The organism is Acinetobacter sp. CAU_H_29a_1, assembly GCF_058599505.1.
In genome coordinates, this window is record NZ_CM178655.1 from 1,261,443 (window position 1) to 1,277,762 (window position 16,320).

General features: G+C 41.7%; 12 protein-coding genes. 3 read left to right on the top strand and 9 right to left on the bottom strand.

The features are described from left to right. Positions 1–219: 219 nt before the first annotated feature. From AC4MDD_RS06315 to AC4MDD_RS06325, 3 genes are all read left to right on the top strand, one after another. A complete protein-coding gene (locus AC4MDD_RS06315; RefSeq protein ID WP_078389212.1) occupies positions 220–816 on the top strand; it encodes an IMPACT family protein in 597 nt (198 codons plus the stop codon). Further along, complete coding sequence (locus AC4MDD_RS06320) at positions 809–1,420, top strand: acyltransferase (RefSeq protein WP_062033549.1); 612 nt, start codon at positions 809–811, stop codon at positions 1,418–1,420. The genes AC4MDD_RS06315 and AC4MDD_RS06320 overlap by 8 nt, the downstream gene beginning before the upstream one ends. Positions 1,421–1,548: 128 nt before the next feature. Further along, entirely contained in the window at positions 1,549–2,391 is an 843-nt protein-coding gene (locus AC4MDD_RS06325; RefSeq protein ID WP_004696353.1) for a universal stress protein, read from the top strand. Between the two features lie 141 nt (positions 2,392–2,532). Here AC4MDD_RS06325 and AC4MDD_RS06330 read toward each other — a convergent pair whose 3' ends face one another. The 9 genes from AC4MDD_RS06330 to dnaE form a co-directional block, all read right to left on the bottom strand. Further along, positions 2,533–3,198 (bottom strand): O-methyltransferase, encoded by a 666-nt coding sequence (locus AC4MDD_RS06330; RefSeq protein WP_491882427.1) that lies wholly within the window; start codon positions 3,196–3,198, stop codon positions 2,533–2,535. A 131-nt stretch (positions 3,199–3,329) separates the two neighbouring features. Beyond that, positions 3,330–4,049 carry a D-Ala-D-Ala carboxypeptidase family metallohydrolase gene (locus tag AC4MDD_RS06335; RefSeq protein ID WP_005400653.1) on the bottom strand — a complete coding sequence of 240 codons (720 nt, stop codon included), beginning with the start codon at positions 4,047–4,049 and terminating at the stop codon, positions 3,330–3,332. A gap of 132 nt (positions 4,050–4,181) precedes the next feature. After that, on the bottom strand, positions 4,182–4,505 hold the full coding sequence (fdxA, locus tag AC4MDD_RS06340; RefSeq protein ID WP_004696359.1) for a ferredoxin FdxA: 324 nt from the start codon (positions 4,503–4,505) through the stop codon (positions 4,182–4,184). Between the two features lie 497 nt (positions 4,506–5,002). Next, positions 5,003–7,636: a DNA mismatch repair protein MutS gene (gene mutS / locus AC4MDD_RS06345; protein WP_491882428.1), complete on the bottom strand. Its 2,634-nt coding sequence runs from the start codon at positions 7,634–7,636 to the stop codon at positions 5,003–5,005. A 251-nt stretch (positions 7,637–7,887) separates the two neighbouring features. Continuing rightward, complete coding sequence (locus AC4MDD_RS06350) at positions 7,888–9,894, bottom strand: esterase/lipase family protein (protein WP_491882429.1); 2,007 nt, start codon at positions 9,892–9,894, stop codon at positions 7,888–7,890. A gap of 132 nt (positions 9,895–10,026) precedes the next feature. Further along, positions 10,027–10,929, bottom strand: a complete 903-nt coding sequence (locus tag AC4MDD_RS06355; RefSeq protein ID WP_078425893.1) for an ABUW_2363 family tetratricopeptide repeat lipoprotein — start codon at positions 10,927–10,929, stop codon at positions 10,027–10,029. A gap of 123 nt (positions 10,930–11,052) precedes the next feature. Continuing rightward, positions 11,053–11,862 carry a serine O-acetyltransferase gene (gene cysE / locus AC4MDD_RS06360; protein WP_078425892.1) on the bottom strand — a complete coding sequence of 270 codons (810 nt, stop codon included), beginning with the start codon at positions 11,860–11,862 and terminating at the stop codon, positions 11,053–11,055. Beyond that, entirely contained in the window at positions 11,855–12,703 is an 849-nt protein-coding gene (locus tag AC4MDD_RS06365; protein ID WP_419380812.1) for an RNA methyltransferase, read from the bottom strand. The genes cysE and AC4MDD_RS06365 overlap by 8 nt, the downstream gene beginning before the upstream one ends. A gap of 33 nt (positions 12,704–12,736) precedes the next feature. Continuing rightward, on the bottom strand, positions 12,737–16,306 hold the full coding sequence (gene dnaE / locus AC4MDD_RS06370; RefSeq protein ID WP_419380813.1) for a DNA polymerase III subunit alpha: 3,570 nt from the start codon (positions 16,304–16,306) through the stop codon (positions 12,737–12,739). Positions 16,307–16,320 lie beyond the last annotated feature (14 nt).

Here is a 16,320-nt window from a genome sequence, read left to right on the forward strand (position 1 = left end):
CCATATTTTTAATCCATCGCTTTGTATTGAATTAAGAATAGGGCATTCCTTTATATTCAAACCGCGCGCCCTGCCATCCTTTTGAAATCGCTTTTTCAGCATGCTTCACAGTATGCATATCTTTTTATTTCGTATTGGCTTAATGCGAAAAGCCATTTTCATACGATAGCTGATTGAAAATACGTTATAATTTTTTGTGAATTTTTTTAAAATTACGCTATGCCATTTACCATCTCTAGTTTAGTGAGCTATGAAGAAGACATTAAAAAAAGTCGTTTTCAAGCTTTTGCTGTGCCTGTAGAAAATGAACAAGCCGTTAAAGATTTTCTAGAGCAATATAAAGATATCAGTACCACGCATCAGTGCTGGGCATGGAAAATTGGTCATAATGTTCGTTTTAATGATGACGGTGAACCTTCAGGTACTGCAGGTCGTCCTATTTTAGCGACCATTGAAGGAAATGAACTGACCAATGTTTTGGTTTTGGTCAATCGTTGGTATGGTGGTGTCAAGTTAGGCACAGGCGGGCTGGTACGTGCTTATGGTGGAACTGCAGGGCAGTGTTTACTATTGGCTGAAAAAATAGAGCTCATTGAGAAGAAAAAAGTGCATTTTGCCTGCCAATTTAATGAATGGGCGATTTTCCAGTATGAGCTGAATAGCCAGCAGATTGAATTTAATGAGCAATATACTGCGGATGGCGTGCTTGTAGAGGCATTATTACAAGTGCATCAGATTGAAGCGCTCGCTCTTAAAATACAAGATGTGACCCGTGGACGTGAAGCCTTAAAAATTGTGGATGACCATCATGACTGATCCCTTATTAAAATATCGTGAGCAGCATAAGCATCGCTTAAACTATATGCCCTGGTTGTATTGGTCGCTCAAGCCTAAAAACCGTGTGTGGGCTGAAGTATGGCAGCAAGAATACCAAGCTTATCTAATGGAAATGGAAACCGTTGAAATTGGTCAAAACTGTTTTATTTCTCCATTGGCACACATTTTTGCAGAGCCTGGTCGCAAAATTGTCATTGGGGACAACACTTTTATTGCTGCCGATTGTACTTTGCATGGGCCTCTAGAGATTGGCAGCGAAGTCGCGATCAACCACCATTGTATTTTAGATGGTGGTCGTGTGGGGATTAAGTTACATGATCAAGTGCGTATTGCAGCCTATTGTCACTTATATGCCTTTGATCATGGCATGGCGCTCAGTGATCCGATTTATCAACAACCTGTGCGTTCACAAGGGATAGAAATTGGTCGGGATGTTTGGTTGGGTGCACATGTGGGCGTGAAAGATGGGGTGAAAATTGGTGCACATGCTGTAGTGGGGATGAATAGCATGGTGACTAAAGATATCGCCGAGCAATCGATTGTTGCTGGAAATCCTGCACAGTTTATCCGTTTACGTGATTAAGATATCAAAGAATATTGAACATTTATCAATACTTAATTACATAAAAACCTGCCATCAAAAAAAAAGATATGCTAAGTTTAGAACAACAATGAGACCTTATACCAAATGCGGTGTAATGAGAGGCGATAATGAAACGAGTCATTGCATGTATTGATTCTTCCCCTTGTATCAATGCTCTAGCAGAAGCTGCGGCATGGATTGCAAAACAGACGGGGCGGGAATTGGTCCTTTTACAAGTTTTGGATTATTATCCTGCAAGTTATCACTTAGGTGAAATTAGCGGGGTAATTGGATTTGAAAGCAATGCAATGTTGCTTAAAGAGCTGGCTGAATTAGAGCAAAAACAAAGTGAACTTGCGCTCAGTTATAGCAATAATTTGCTCGATCATATTTCTAAACTCATTCTCGAAACGCATGGCCTACATACAACGCATATTCAAGAAAAGGGTGACTTTCTAGAGCAAAGTTTTAACTTATTGCATGAAGATGACATTGTGGTGATTGGCCGTGTGGGTGAGAAATCGGCTGAACGCAATAAACCATTGGGCAGTAATGTTGAAAACTTTATCCGTGGTGCAAACTGTACCGTCATGACGGTAGGTGATAGCTTTAAGCCACCTACGCGCTTTATCTTTGCCTACGAGTATTCACCGACGTGTGTGAAGATGATGAAGCGGATTGCGCAAAGTGATCTACTGCGCCTCTTACAATGCCATTTGGTCTATGTCGGGGACCACCCTGAAATTTTAAGAGAGCCTGAACAGTATCTGAAAGATGCGAATTTGGATGTGATTACAGAATATCGTTATGGCGACGTGGCTGAAAATATTCTGGAATACCAAAATGAGCATGGCATACAACTGATTGTGCTTGGTGCGTTCAGCCACAGTAAAATTCATCAGTTCTTCTTGGGCAGCATTGCAACCACCATTTTTAGGAATGCCAAAGTTCCCTTACTGGTCGCCCGTTAATTTAGAGTGAATTCTCTAAATTGGAACTGTTTTATCCATAGTTATCCGCATTAATTGTGGATAACTATATGGACAGTAAATGTAAGTTTATAATTTATATAAGCTTAAATTAATCGATTGTTTTTTAATCTAAATTTTGACTTATTTTACAATGGCTAAGGCAAATCCATCATGTCCTTTGCTACCGACAGTTTGAAGTGCGGTGCAAGACAAAATTTTCGGATGGCTTTGCATCGCTTTGAACATATCTCGAATCCCTTCAATACTTGGTTTGTGATTTTCAGGATTGATAATATCGCCTGCACGAATCACGTTATCAAGGAAAATCAAAGTACCTGAATGAGATAGGTTCAGGCTTAATTCCAAATACTCTGGGTAGCTTTGTTTATCGGCATCAATAAAAATAAAGTCGAAAGGTTCAATGTCTGCAGGCAGTGATTTAAGGATATCTGCTGCACGTCCACATTTGAGTTCAATGGTTTGTTTAAGCTGAGCTTTGTCGATATTTTCTTGGCCCATCGCGGCATGCGTATCACGTCCTTCAATCGTTAAAATATAACCATCTTCAGGTAAGGCACGCGCTAACCACATGGTGCTATACGCAGCAAAAGTGCCGAGTTCTAGCACACGTTTACACTGATTCATTTGAATCAACATCTGTAAAAGCATACCTTGGTTCGGTGCAACAGCTAAGTGATCTGGAAAATCATGCTTCTCTGTATTTTCTAAAGTTTGCAGTAGAATGGGATCTTCAGGAATTAAATGTGCATCGATATAGTTATCAATCTCTGTCCACATTTGTTGCATAGCATGTTCACCTTGGTTGCGATGTGGAGCATTTTAAACTTTTATTTTCAGAGTGCAATTTTTCCGACCATATTTGTTGAAATCAATGCTCAAAAAAAGAGGTCATATTGACCTCTTTTAATTTTTAAAAACTAGTAACTACACATCGAAGAATTGCGACTGAGGTCTGGGCCCCATGTACGATATCCTTGGGTATCAATGTGAATCTGACCAGAAGCATATAAACCTAAGCCCATGTTCAAGCTCTGACCATGCTGGGTCCAAAATTGGCATAGACGATATTTTGTATTTTCAATATAAGCATAATCTTCGGGTTGTGGGTTTTCAGACCCAATTCGAAAATCGATGGCAGAATTGAATAAGTGGCGTGACGAGTTTGCACCGCCAGCACATTGGTTTAAAGGCAGATCTCGATAAACTGAAGTGACTTCAAAATCGGTCAGTACTTTGGCTGCAACTAAGTATTTAAAAACTTTTAAGGTCGCAATTTGGTTTTTCCAAAGTTCACGGTTTGGAATCATGTACTGTGAACGACCACATTTTTGCCAATCACGCGCTGTTCTGAGCAGTTCAAAGCTTGGGATGATATTTCCCACACCATTGCGTTCAAGAAAAACTTCATACTCACGTACGCGTGCTAGCGTGTCACCGACAGACATCCATGAATTGTAGTTATAAGGAATAATTTTAGGTGGAGCAGGGCGGTCAAAACTAATTTTCTCTTGCGGGATAAAAATGCGTTTTCCATCAGGAGTTGTGATGGTCTGTCCTTTGTGGGATGAAGTCGTACAGCCAATCATCACCAAGGGGATTATGCTAACCGCAAATAATCCCTTTAAAAATTTCTTCATTATAGAAATCAAATATTTAAAAAATACGCCTATTATTTTAATCCAAATTTGTGAGGAAAAATTGGAAATATTGCAATCAAATGTGTGTTTTAGGTATAAAAAAAGATCAGCTTATGCTGATCTTTTTGTGGCTTACTTTTCTAAGTATTGTAACTTATCTGCTTTACCATTCCATTCTTCACGGTCAGCAGGTTGGTCACCAATCTGGGTGATGTTTGGCCAAGTTTGTGATAACTCAGCATTTAGTTCAATAAATACTTCTTGACCTTCTGGCAGTTCATCTTCAGAGAAAATTGCATTTGCTGGACATTCAGGTTCACAAAGTGCGCAATCGATACATTCATCCGGATTGATCACTAGAAAGTTTGGACCTTCATAGAAACAGTCTACTGGACAAACTTCTACGCAGTCTTGATATTTACATTTAATACAATTTTCAGTGACAACAAAGGTCATGGCGAAGGCTACCTAAAAATATGGTTCTAATAACTAATGTGTATTTTAGGCAAAAACAGCACCAACTAACAATTGCTTTTATTGATATTTGTTATTTATATGCGTGAAATAAGACTATGTTTATGATTTTTATTAGAATGTGTATTGATTTTAAAGGGGTTTTTATGGGAGAAATCGAGCTTTAAGAAATTATAGAAAACAATAACTTAAATAATAGTTTTTTAGGTGCAACTTATGTCACATCTGCAAATGGTAAAGAGATTCCAATATCAAAATCATTCCATGTAATTTTTGATCTGAATGCATAGAACTTAGTCATTTATGAGTTGGTATTACTAATCCATTGGTGAACTGATTGTCCTGTATAAAAATTAAGTATGATTGAGTTTCTTGCTGTTAAATTTGATAAAAACTGAACATTTTGCTGAAAACTGCTTTTGACAATAAAAAAGACCGTCATTTTGACGGTCTAGATGGGTTACAAAAATAGAAAACTACTATGAATGTAACTGATCTTTCAATGCATAAAGCTGCTGTAACGCTTCACGTGGGCTTAAGTTATCGACATCAATGCTCTTGAGTAGTTCAAGTGCGGCAGAAGGTTTCTCAATTTCGACCACACGTTCAATAATTTCAAGTTCAGGCGTTTCTATTACAGCAAACAAATCATTTTGAATGACTTTAGGTTTTTGCAGTTGTTGCTTCTCTAAAATTTTCAGACGATTTTGTGCTTCTTTGATCACACTGGCAGGAATACCTGCTAATTTTGCTACTTGTAAGCCGTGACTTTGACTCGCTGGCCCATGTTGGACTTTATGTAACAAAATGAGGTTGCCATTGAGTTCTTTTGCAGTGACATGGTAGTTATCAATAGCAGTTTCTTTCGCCAGCTCGGTCAGTTCAAAGTAGTGTGTGGCAAATAAACATAAGCATTTAATACGTTTAGTTAAGTCAAGTACGCAAGCCCATGCCAAAGATAAACCATCATAGGTACTGGTGCCACGACCAACTTCATCCATCAAAACCAGTGACTGATTGGTTGCATGATGTAGGATTTGCGAGGTCTCAGTCATTTCCACCATAAAGGTCGATTTGCCTGTAGATAGGTCGTCCGCAGAACCAATGCGGGTAAAGATTCGATCAATAGGACCTAATACTGCCGATTGGGCTGGTACATATGAGCCACAATAGGCCAATAGGCTAATTAAAGCCGTTTGACGCATAAAGGTTGATTTACCCCCCATGTTAGGACCGGTAATAATGGCCATGCGGTGGTTAAAATCAAGTGTCGTGTCATTCGGTGTAAATGTGGCTTTGTTCAAAGCCTCAACCACTGGATGACGTCCCGCAATAATTTTAACCCCAATTTCTGGGCTATACTCAGGACGTGACCAATTGCGTAAGCGAGCCTGATGTGCAAAGTTGGCTAAGAGGTCGATTTGCGCAATAGCGCTACTCATCATTTGTAAATGACCAATGTCGGCGCGCAGTTCATCTAAGAGCATTTCGAACAGCATTTTTTCGCGAGCTAATGCACGGGACTCACTCGAAAGTACTTTGTCTTCAAAGGTTTTCAGCTCAGGCGTGATATAACGCTCCGCATTTTTCAAGGTTTGACGACGAATGTAGTGATCAGGTGCTTGCTCGGCTTGTGCACGGGTCAGTTCAATGTAGTACCCACTGACACGGTTATAGCCAATTTTTAAGGTCGAAATTCCAGTATTTTGACGTTCTTGAATTTCAAGGTCGATCAAGTACTGTCCTGCATGATCGCGGATTTTACGCAGTTCATCCAGTTCATGATCGAAGCCTTCGGCTATTACATTTCCATCCCGTAAAAGCACAGGTGGATGTTCAACGATGGCGGACATTAAACGTTGATGTAAGCCATGGAAATCACCCAATTCCTCATTCAATTGGCTAATGAGTGCAGACTGTTTGCTTTGGATCACGGGTTGAATGGCATGACGTAAATAAGGGACTTGCGCACAGGCCTGGCGCAGTTGCACTAAGTCACGCGGACGGGCACTGCCTAAAGCCACACGGCTGAGAACACGTTCAATGTCTCCAATCTCTTTTAATACTAAACGGACTGGTGATTCATGGTAACCATCCACAAGACTCTTGGTGGCATCTAAACGTGCATCTAGCAGCTTTGTATCGCGTAAGGGCTGCATCAGTGTACGACTAAGTAAACGTCTACCCATTGCAGTTTGACAGTCATTGATGAGTTGAAATAATGACGTGCCATGTTCAAACAGAGGCTCAACCAGCTCTAAGTTTTTACGTGTCACAGGATCAAGCGCAATGAAATCACTGCTTTGTTCAAGCTGAATAGAGCGAATATGTGGTAAGGCAGTCTTTTGCGTTTCTTTGGCATAATGAATCAGGGATGCTGCTGCTGCTTTGGCAAGCGGTAAATGGTCAATACCGAAACCAGCTAAAGTCGATACAGCAAACTGATCGCATAAAGTTTTTTGTGCATTGTTTAAATTAAAGTCGACATTTGGACGGCGTGTTACAGGGCAGTCGAGCAGTTTTTTAATGTGTTCAATGATGTTGGGGTCGACAATATTTTCATCGACCAAAATTTCACTTGGCATGAGGCGAGACAGTTCAATACCCAGTTGCTCAAGTTGAAACTCTTGTTGTTGAACTTTGAATAAACCTGCACTTAAATCTAACAATGCAATACCAATTTCATTTTGTTGTACGCAAAGCGCCACAAGGTTTGAACTTTGATGTGCCGTCAGTAAGGCATCGTCAGTCAGCGTACCTGGTGTAATAATCCGGACAACGCCACGTTCAACAGGGGCCTTACCTGTAACTTCACCAATTTGCTCGCAAATAACGACGGTTTCGCCTTTTTTCACCAAGCGAGCAAGGTAGCCTTCAGCTGCATGGTAAGGAACACCTGCCATAGGGATGGGTTCACCATTGGCTTTGCCACGATGGGTCAAGGTAATTCCGAGAAGTTTAGCGGCCTTGTGTGCATCTTCAAAAAATAGCTCGTAGAAGTCCCCCATACGATAGAACATCAAAGAGTGCGGATGTTGCATTTTGACGCCCATGTACTGTTGCATCATAGGGGTGAGGGTGGACAAATCAGTTATGATTCCCGAATTGCTCATGTAGGTGAAATCCTTAAATCTTTGAAAATACACAATATAAAAATAGACCGAGCGACACCGCTTACCGTGTGTATTTATGCGCTATGAACAGCTATTGTATGAATGGTAATATCTTAGCAAAATTGAAAACGACTAAACAATAAATCATCTATAAAGCGAACAGTTGTTAAACAGCCAAGTGATTATTGTTGTAGGCGTTAGGTGTAAAGCAAAAATAAAAAGCCTAAACATCTGTTTAGGCTTTTAAGGATTTAAGGCTTATACAGACCAAGTTCAGTCAGGTGCAACCGCAGGATACGACGTAACTCAAGAACAGCTTCAGGCGTTTCTTGAATAGAATGTCCCCCTTTAATAATCTTCTCAGACAATGCACCATCTAGATGGGCACTCGTATAAGGCACGACATCGTCTGTAATGATATTGAGGTCATCACTTTTGGTCGCATTCCCCATGATACTGTGGAATTTCATGCCTTTGTATGGAACGACGTTTTTAGTTAACCGAGTAAAGTTAGAGTTTTTGCTGAGATCACTTGGCCCATTTTGAATGAGTCCATTATCGACATCTTTAATGAAGGCTTGTAGGTCAGGGTCACTACTTTGTATAACATCGGTCAGTGCCCCCAAAAACGCACCTGGTAGACGAATGACTTTACGTGCCGTAAGGGTAAACCAGCGGTCAGCAAACTCTGTCCCACGATGTGGTGCTGCCAAGAAAATGGCCCGACTAAAGTTTGGAATCGGTTGAATGTCGAGACGTGATTTAAACAGAGGGTCATTTTTAAATTGTTGCGCACGTCGATTGGGTAGCAGTTTCATTGCCGCAGGGGTTAAGTCAGCATCGCTTACCAAAAGCCGTGCAATAATACCGCCCATACTATGACCCACTAGCACGGCATCCTTTTTGGCAGGCGCTTTGCTATCGACCAAATTAAAACTTTGTTGAATGATTGCATAGATTTGGAAACGACTTTCCAAAATTGGCATATTGGTCGAGTAGAACACTTGCCAAACTTGATAGTGCTCACGTAGTACGGGATCGCCCATTACATCATTCGTCAGACGAATCCATGCCTCTGGACTACTGGCTAGTCCGTGAACGAGCACCACCACTTTTTTATTTGGGTTGTACGGCTCAAGCATGTATAGGTGCGGCATAGTGAGGCGTGCATCACGATCAATCAGTGATAAATACGCGGCTTTACCTAAATTGTTTTGTGCTAACCATAAGCCATAAGGCGCAGAAAAGTTTGCAGCAAGAGGGTAACTTTTGCCTGCAATTTTCGCAGATTCAAACTTATAGGGATCATAAGCTGAGATTTCAAACTCAGGGTTGTTTAAGATCTCTTCGATACTGGATGCAGAGCGTGGCTGTGCGGTAATAGTTGCTGCTAAATAACGGGCATTGTGAATGTTAGGATTACGACCATTGGTGTACTGATAATGCAGTGGATCGACAATATATTTGGCTTTTTCGGGTGAGGTGTCATTGTGCTCAGGTGGGAGGACAATCAGAAACTCTGAACCAAAACCATCGCGACGTGTGATAGAGCGCAGGCCTGAAAAGTTCATATTGTAAGTTGACATCAGTTGTTCAACTTGACGGTTTTTTAAAAGTGGGTAGTTATCATAATTTATGCGGTAAATACTTTGTCCCACTTTTATTTGATTACCGACTTCAGATGGCCCATGGCGCAGGCCATAACTATTTACAAGTTTAGCGATAGCTTGGTTATAAAAGTCACGGAGTTGGACTTGTCTGTTATCAAAAATACGGTCTTGCGGGCCACGTTTGGTGTTAAACATGTAGGCATAACTATAGCGAATGCTTTTATCCAGCATGCCAAGTTGTTGATCTAAGCAGCTTTGGTAGTTTTGTTTTTGCAGCGCCTGTTTTTCTTCCGACTGGGTCTTGGCTAAAATACTCACTTTACAGGCTGATGATTTTTCTAAGGAAAGTGCTTTAGCGAGATAAAGTTCGCTAGCAGTAGAGAGGAGCTGTTCATCTTGAATTTGTGGAATTTGTTTGAGTTCGCTGACACATTCCTCAGGTTGCTCTGAACAGATTTTTGCTTCTCGGCCTGTCATAGACAGCACGTTTAGACTCGCTTCACTGAGCTTATCCCGCGTTAAAATACTCTCACGCTCATTGGTAATCGTGACGTTCAGTGATTGATTTTTCACACTGACCACTTGGCAACCACTCAAAAGCGAAACGAGAGTGGTCATCATCAAGGTGCTACGGATGTATTTAGGCATAAAAAGCGTCGACTACCGTTTATTCTTTTGAATTTTTTAAATCATACGATAATTCTCGGATTTATCAATTCGCCTAAAATAAAAATAGACCGAAAATTCGGTCTATTTTTAGGTACATCATAAATGATGGGATTATTTTGCAGTATTTAGAACTTGCCAAACATTCCAACGACCTTGTTTTTCAATTTCATTAATCAAGCGATCCGCAACTTCAGCTTCTTGCGGATATTTCAGCTTGTAGTTTTTCAAGGTTTGCACCGCATTTTTCTTTTGTTCCATCGCGATGTAGTTATTTGCTGTCGCTAAATAGGCTTCTTGAACACCAGATTTCATTGCTTTATCGAGGTATGGCATCGCTTCACGTTGACCACCACCTTCAGACAAGGCAAAACCGAACCAGAAGTTTGCTTCAGGGTCTTCTTGGTTAATTTTTAAAATACGCTGTGCATAAGCCAAAGACTTGGTGGTATAGACTGAACCAAGGTCTAAATTACGTGCCATAACGCTAGCTTTGAACGCACGAACCAGTACATCAAATGAAGCATTGTCTTTCGACGCTAACGTATCGAGCTGTTGTGTCACTTCTTTTAGTTTTAACTCAAAACCTTTACGTTCTTGGCGTTCTGTAAAGCGTGGTGGGTAGTGACGGGCTTTGCCTTCAACCAACTGTAAGAAGTCATCAATTTCAGTAATGTCGACTTCATTGTCGCCCGCCAGTACGGCAAACTTCAACTGACGGTCTTTGCTGTTTACGGTTGGAATAATCAGTTTATTGGTGTCTAAAACCAGTTTTTTAGATGGATCGTCAGAGCGAGTCACTTCCATTTTAGTTACGGGTTGAGCCGCTGCTTTTTTTAAGTTAATTTCAAATGGAGGTGGCGCATCATAATTAAATGGATTGAGTGCATAAAATGGTGCAGTTAATTCAGGCTCTGTAAAAACGATGGTATCGCTATTGTTCTTCGTTGGGTTTGAGCTACACGCTGTTAAAAACGAGACAGCAAGAACAGCAACCGCTAAGGGTTTAAGCATCATAAGGTTCATCCATTCATTATTTTAAGAAGTGGTATAAAAGGCATGTTCGTCAGTCTAAAAAAACTCTGATGAACATGCAAGGTTTGCTATAGGCAGGGTTTCAAAAACTAACACTTTTCATGTTTAGTCATTGGATGGTAGGCTTTGAGCTTCACATTCGCGGCGTACATCTTCCAAAATTTTCAATTCTTCAGCACTAAAGGGTTGTTCATTTTGTTGTTGCTTTTTAAAAGTTGGATCAAGCAAAGACAAACGTTGGCATAGGGTGCTCATCCGTTTCTCATTCAGCTGAATACGGTCAAGTAGAACACGCATACCTTCAAGAATTGGATCAGACTGGTCTTGCGTTGCAGCATAAGGTTGGAAACCAATACTTTCTGCATAATCGCGACGACGTGTTTCTGCTTCATCTTTCGGTTTATCTTTAGAAATAAAGCGTGCAGGGTTACCAACTGCTGTGGTGTCGGCTGGAACTGCTTTGGTGACGACTGCATTTGAGCCGACTTTCGCATTTTTACCAACAGTAAAAGGGCCTAAAATTTTAGCACCAGCACCAACCACCACACCGTCTTCTAAGGTCGGGTGACGTTTGCCTTTATTCCATGTGGTTCCACCTAAAGTGACACCGTGATATAAGGTCACATCGTCGCCAATTTCAGCGGTTTCACCAATCACGACGCCCATGCCATGGTCAATAAAAAAACGACGACCAATTTTAGCACCCGGGTGAATTTCAATACCTGTTGCAAATCGGCTAAAAGAAGATAATAAACGAGCTGAGCCTTTACATTCTTTTTTCCATAACTCATGCGCCATGCGGTGCATGATCAAGGCATGAATGCCTGGATATGTGGTTAGAACTTCTAAAGTGTTTCGTGCCGCAGGATCGCGCGCGAATACAGCTTGTATATCTTCTTTGAGCTGTTTAAGCATTAGATTGATCCTCTGTTTGATCCGTATTTGACTTTTTCCATGTGCCGTTATTTAAAGCTTGTACACGACTAAAAATACCACGAAGTAAATGATATTCCATACGATCTAATTGTATACGTCCAAAAAGACGACGCAAGCGTAAAGGCAGTAATCGAGGATTTTTTGGATCTAAAAATTCAATCTCGGCCAACATTTTTTCAATGTGCGGGTAGAACTGTTCCATTTGCTCATGGGTGACCAAAGGCTCATCCCATTGCATAGACTCAGTATCTGTTACAGGCATGGTTGCAGTTTCATCTTTACCGCTTTCCACAGCAGCCAGTGTGGCCATACGCATTTCATAACAAATCACTTGAATCGCTTGAGCCACATTTAGTACACCATAGTCTGTATTTACAGGAATGGTGACATGATAGTTAGCCATGGCGAGTTCTTCGTTGGTCAGTCCGCGGTCTTCACGGCCAAATACAACAGCAACGTCTTGCTGATCATTCACCACTGCTGAAATTGATTTTTCAGCTGCGGGACGTGCGTCTAGCAAAGGCCAAGGAATGGTACGACTACGCGCACTCGTGCCAAACACTAAATGGCAGTCTTTGATGGCATCAGCAAGGGTTTCAACGATTTCAATCTGCTCAATTAAATCAGTTGCACCCGCAGCCAAAGCATCAATATTGGGATGCGGATAGGTTTTTGGCGCAACCAAAACCAGTTTTGAGAGTCCCATCGTTTTCATGGCGCGCAGTGCGCTACCAATGTTTGCAGGGAGTGTGGTATTGACCATGACAATACGCACATGGGAGAGATGCGCTGAAACAGCGGCATTGTCAAATTGGCTCATGATTTTTCCAATGAATCTTTAAAATTTAAATAATTAAGAGAACTGACCGACTTCAGCTTGATATAAGTCCATGGCATCATCCATGCTCATATCCGCAGGGGGCGGTGGTACATCTACAGGTTTGGCTTCTTCATAGCTCACCGCTTTGGCTGCTTTGGATTTGACTTGATATTCCACATGAAGATTTTCTTTACCAAAATAGTCACGCAGTTTAGACAGAAGGTCATCCAGTGGCGCCACTTTCCAATTAATCCCTAAGTGCAATTCAGCCGTGGCATACGGGTAGTCCAACAGCAATTGCAGTGGGATGTGATTACACATATCGACATTACAAAAGGGTGCAAGAATATTTTTTAAATCTTGGCTCAGTGTTTTTGTGCTATGTGTTGGGTCGAGACGAATTTGAATACAGTTGGCGCGTTTTTGACGAATTTCATTTAGGGTAAATGCTTTGGTTAAGCGACCCATTGGACGGTCAAAACCTTCACGTTCGTAAATTTCACCTTCAATTACCACCACTTTTTCATTTTGAATGATGTCTTTAAAACGCATAAAGCGTTCATGGTTCGCAGAGACTTCGATCCGTGAGGTACCATCATCTAAGGTCACCATCATTCGGTTCGGGAAGTTAGCTACATCAACCACAAGCCCAGCAAAAACCGTAGTAACACCACGACGGGTTGGGGTAAGTTCATTAATTTTATTCGGAATAAACGCTTTCAACTCAGTGCGATATACATCAATTGGGTGACCGGTTAAATACAACCCTAGAGTGTCTTTTTCACCTTTGAGACGGACTTCATCTGACCAAGGTTTAACAGGTTTGGCGGGTTTACGTTGTACTTCTTCAACCTCACCAAACAAGTCCATGATGCCTGTTTCACGGTTTGAGCGAGCTTGATCTGCCGCTTGTACCGCTTCAGGTAGCTGCGCCATTAGGCTTGAGCGCTCAATGCCGAGGCAGTCTAAAGCACCTGAGCGAATCAATGCTTCTAAAGTCCGTTTATTGATTTTTTTCAGATCAATACGATGGCAGAAATCAAACAAATCACGATAAGGCCCATCTTGAATACGCGAGTCAATGACCGACTGCATCGCCGCTTCACCGACGCCTTTAATTGCACCGAGTCCATAAACGATCGTTTTATCGTCCGAAGCATGGAATTGATAGATAGACATATTGACCGAAGGCGGCAATACCTCTATATCATTGTGGCGACAGTCATCAATCAAGAACACCACGTTATCGGTGTTTTGCATTTCCGATGACATCACCGCTGCTAAGAATTCAGCTGGATAATGCGCTTTGAGCCATGCCGTTTGATAAGCTACAAGGGCATAGGCAGCGGCATGCGATTTGTTAAAGCCATAACCTGCGAACTTTTCCATATAGTCAAAGATATGGTTGGCAGTGGCTTCATCAATGTCTTTTTTGGCTGCACCTTCCGTGAAAATTTGGCGCTGTTTGACCATTTCTTCGGGCTTTTTCTTACCCATCGCACGACGTAGTAAGTCCGCACCACCCAAGCTATAGCCCGCACAATACTGTGCTGCCTGCATTACCTGTTCTTGGTAAACCATAATGCCGTAAGTCGGCTCAAGTACACCTTCAAGTAGGGGGTGAAGATATTCAAACTCGCCACCATGCATACGGTGGATAAAGTCTGGAATCAGGTCCATTGGGCCCGGACGGTAAAGGGATACGAAGGCGATAATTTCTTCAAATTTGCTTGGACGTGCTTCCTTGAGCATTTTTTTCATGCCCACGGATTCAAACTGGAAGACCGCTGTGGTGTTGGCATTGGCAAAGATGAGGTATGCATCTTTGTCATCAAGCGGAATGAACGCAATGTCTAAAGGCACATCTAGCTGAATGCGCTTATTGATATTCTTCACGGCATCTTCAATGACCGTTAAGTTGCGCAGACCCAAGAAGTCGAACTTTACTAGACCTGCAGATTCAACATCGTCTTTATCGTACTGCGCAACACGGCCTGTACCATCTGCATCACACATCACGGCAGAAAAGTCGGTAATTTTAGTCGGGGAAATGACCACGCCACCTGCGTGTTTACCTGTGTTACGGGTAATGCCTTCGAGTTTTAATGCCATTTCCCAAATTTCAGCCGCATCGTCATTGTCTGGGTTGGATGGGTTAGTGACAATATCTTTAAGCTGTGGCTCTGCTTCAATCGACTCTTCGAGGCTAAGACCTAAAGGCTTGGTCGGAATCATTTTTGAGATTCGGTCTGCCAAACCATAGGATTTACCCAAGACACGTGCCACATCACGAATAGCACCTTTGGCTGCCATGGTGCCGAAAGTGGCAATTTGTGATACTGCATCGCGTCCGTATGTACGCGCCACATAGTCAATCACACGATCACGACCAGCAATACAGAAATCGACGTCGAAATCGGGCATTGAAACACGTTCTGGGTTTAAGAAGCGTTCGAAGAGTAGTCCGTATGGGAGAGGATCGAGATCCGTAATTTTTAAGCTGTAAGCAACAAGTGAACCTGCACCTGAACCACGACCCGGACCAACGGGAACGCCATTACCTTTGGACCATTGGATGAAGTCCATGACAATCAAGAAATAGCCCGGAAAACCCATTTTAAGAATGGTCCCGATTTCATACTCTAAACGATCATCATATTCTTTACGTTTTTGAGGCCAGTATTCATCACGCGTTTCAGGTGGATATAAAAAGTCTAAACGCTCTTCTAAACCTTCTTTGGATAAATGTGCAAAGTAGGTGTCAATGGTATGGCCTTCAGGAATAGGGTAGTCAGGCAGGAAGTATTTACCTAATTGCAGAGTGACGTTACAACGCTTCGCGATCTGATAAGTATTTTCAATTGCAGATGGAATGTCTGCAAATAACTCCGCCATTTGTTGGCCAGATTTAAAATATTGCTCTGGAGAGTAATCTTTTGGTCGGCGGTTATCCCCTAATACATAACCATCGGCAATACAGACCCGAGCTTCGTGTGCCTCAAAGTCTATTTCTTTCATGAAGTGCACATCGTTGTGCGCAACTACACCAATATTGTATTTTTTAGCCAGTTTTAAGGCTTCATAATTGAAGTCATCTTCGCCTGAACGCTCTGTTCGACATAGAGCCAAATAAACACGATTGCCAAATTTTGCAATCCATTCTTCGAGTAAAGGTTCGGCTTTTTGCGGATTCGATGTACAGAGCATTTTGCCGACATCAGATCGCATGCCAAGTAGCGCAATCAGGTCATGGTTTTGTTCTAAAATCCAGTCTTTTGCAACGCAAGGAATATCAAGCTGTTGACCACGGATAAAACCTTCTGAAACCAGTTCGGTTAGATTACGCCAGCCAACATTGCTCATCGCCAATAATGTCACACGATGTTCAGCATCGTTCAAACGAACTTCTGAACCCATAATCGGTTTGATGCCATTATCTAAGCATTTACCATAAAATTTTACAGCAGCGTGTAAGTTAGATAAGTCAGTAATGGCAAGGGCTGGCATACCTTCTGCCTTAGCAGCTTTGACTAAATCAGGTATACGTACAATTGATTCTGTGATTGAAAATTCTGTATGAATACCAAGATGTACAAAGTGCATAAGTGAGTCCCTGC

What these genes read in the sequence shown, in the direction of transcription:
- AC4MDD_RS06315 (WP_078389212.1), top strand. Translation starts at nt 220, where the DNA reads ATGCCATTTACCATCTCTAGTTTAGTGAGCTATGAAGAAGACATTAAA.
- AC4MDD_RS06320 (WP_062033549.1), top strand. Translation starts at nt 809, where the DNA reads ATGACTGATCCCTTATTAAAATATCGTGAGCAGCATAAGCATCGCTTA.
- AC4MDD_RS06325 (WP_004696353.1), top strand. Translation starts at nt 1,549, where the DNA reads ATGAAACGAGTCATTGCATGTATTGATTCTTCCCCTTGTATCAATGCT.
- AC4MDD_RS06330 (WP_491882427.1), bottom strand. Translation starts at nt 3,198, where the DNA reads ATGCAACAAATGTGGACAGAGATTGATAACTATATCGATGCACATTTA.
- AC4MDD_RS06335 (WP_005400653.1), bottom strand. Translation starts at nt 4,049, where the DNA reads ATGAAGAAATTTTTAAAGGGATTATTTGCGGTTAGCATAATCCCCTTG.
- fdxA (WP_004696359.1), bottom strand. Translation starts at nt 4,505, where the DNA reads ATGACCTTTGTTGTCACTGAAAATTGTATTAAATGTAAATATCAAGAC.
- mutS (WP_491882428.1), bottom strand. Translation starts at nt 7,636, where the DNA reads ATGAGCAATTCGGGAATCATAACTGATTTGTCCACCCTCACCCCTATG.
- AC4MDD_RS06350 (WP_491882429.1), bottom strand. Translation starts at nt 9,894, where the DNA reads ATGCCTAAATACATCCGTAGCACCTTGATGATGACCACTCTCGTTTCG.
- AC4MDD_RS06355 (WP_078425893.1), bottom strand. Translation starts at nt 10,929, where the DNA reads ATGATGCTTAAACCCTTAGCGGTTGCTGTTCTTGCTGTCTCGTTTTTA.
- cysE (WP_078425892.1), bottom strand. Translation starts at nt 11,862, where the DNA reads ATGCTTAAACAGCTCAAAGAAGATATACAAGCTGTATTCGCGCGCGAT.
- AC4MDD_RS06365 (WP_419380812.1), bottom strand. Translation starts at nt 12,703, where the DNA reads ATGAGCCAATTTGACAATGCCGCTGTTTCAGCGCATCTCTCCCATGTG.
- dnaE (WP_419380813.1), bottom strand. Translation starts at nt 16,306, where the DNA reads ATGCACTTTGTACATCTTGGTATTCATACAGAATTTTCAATCACAGAA.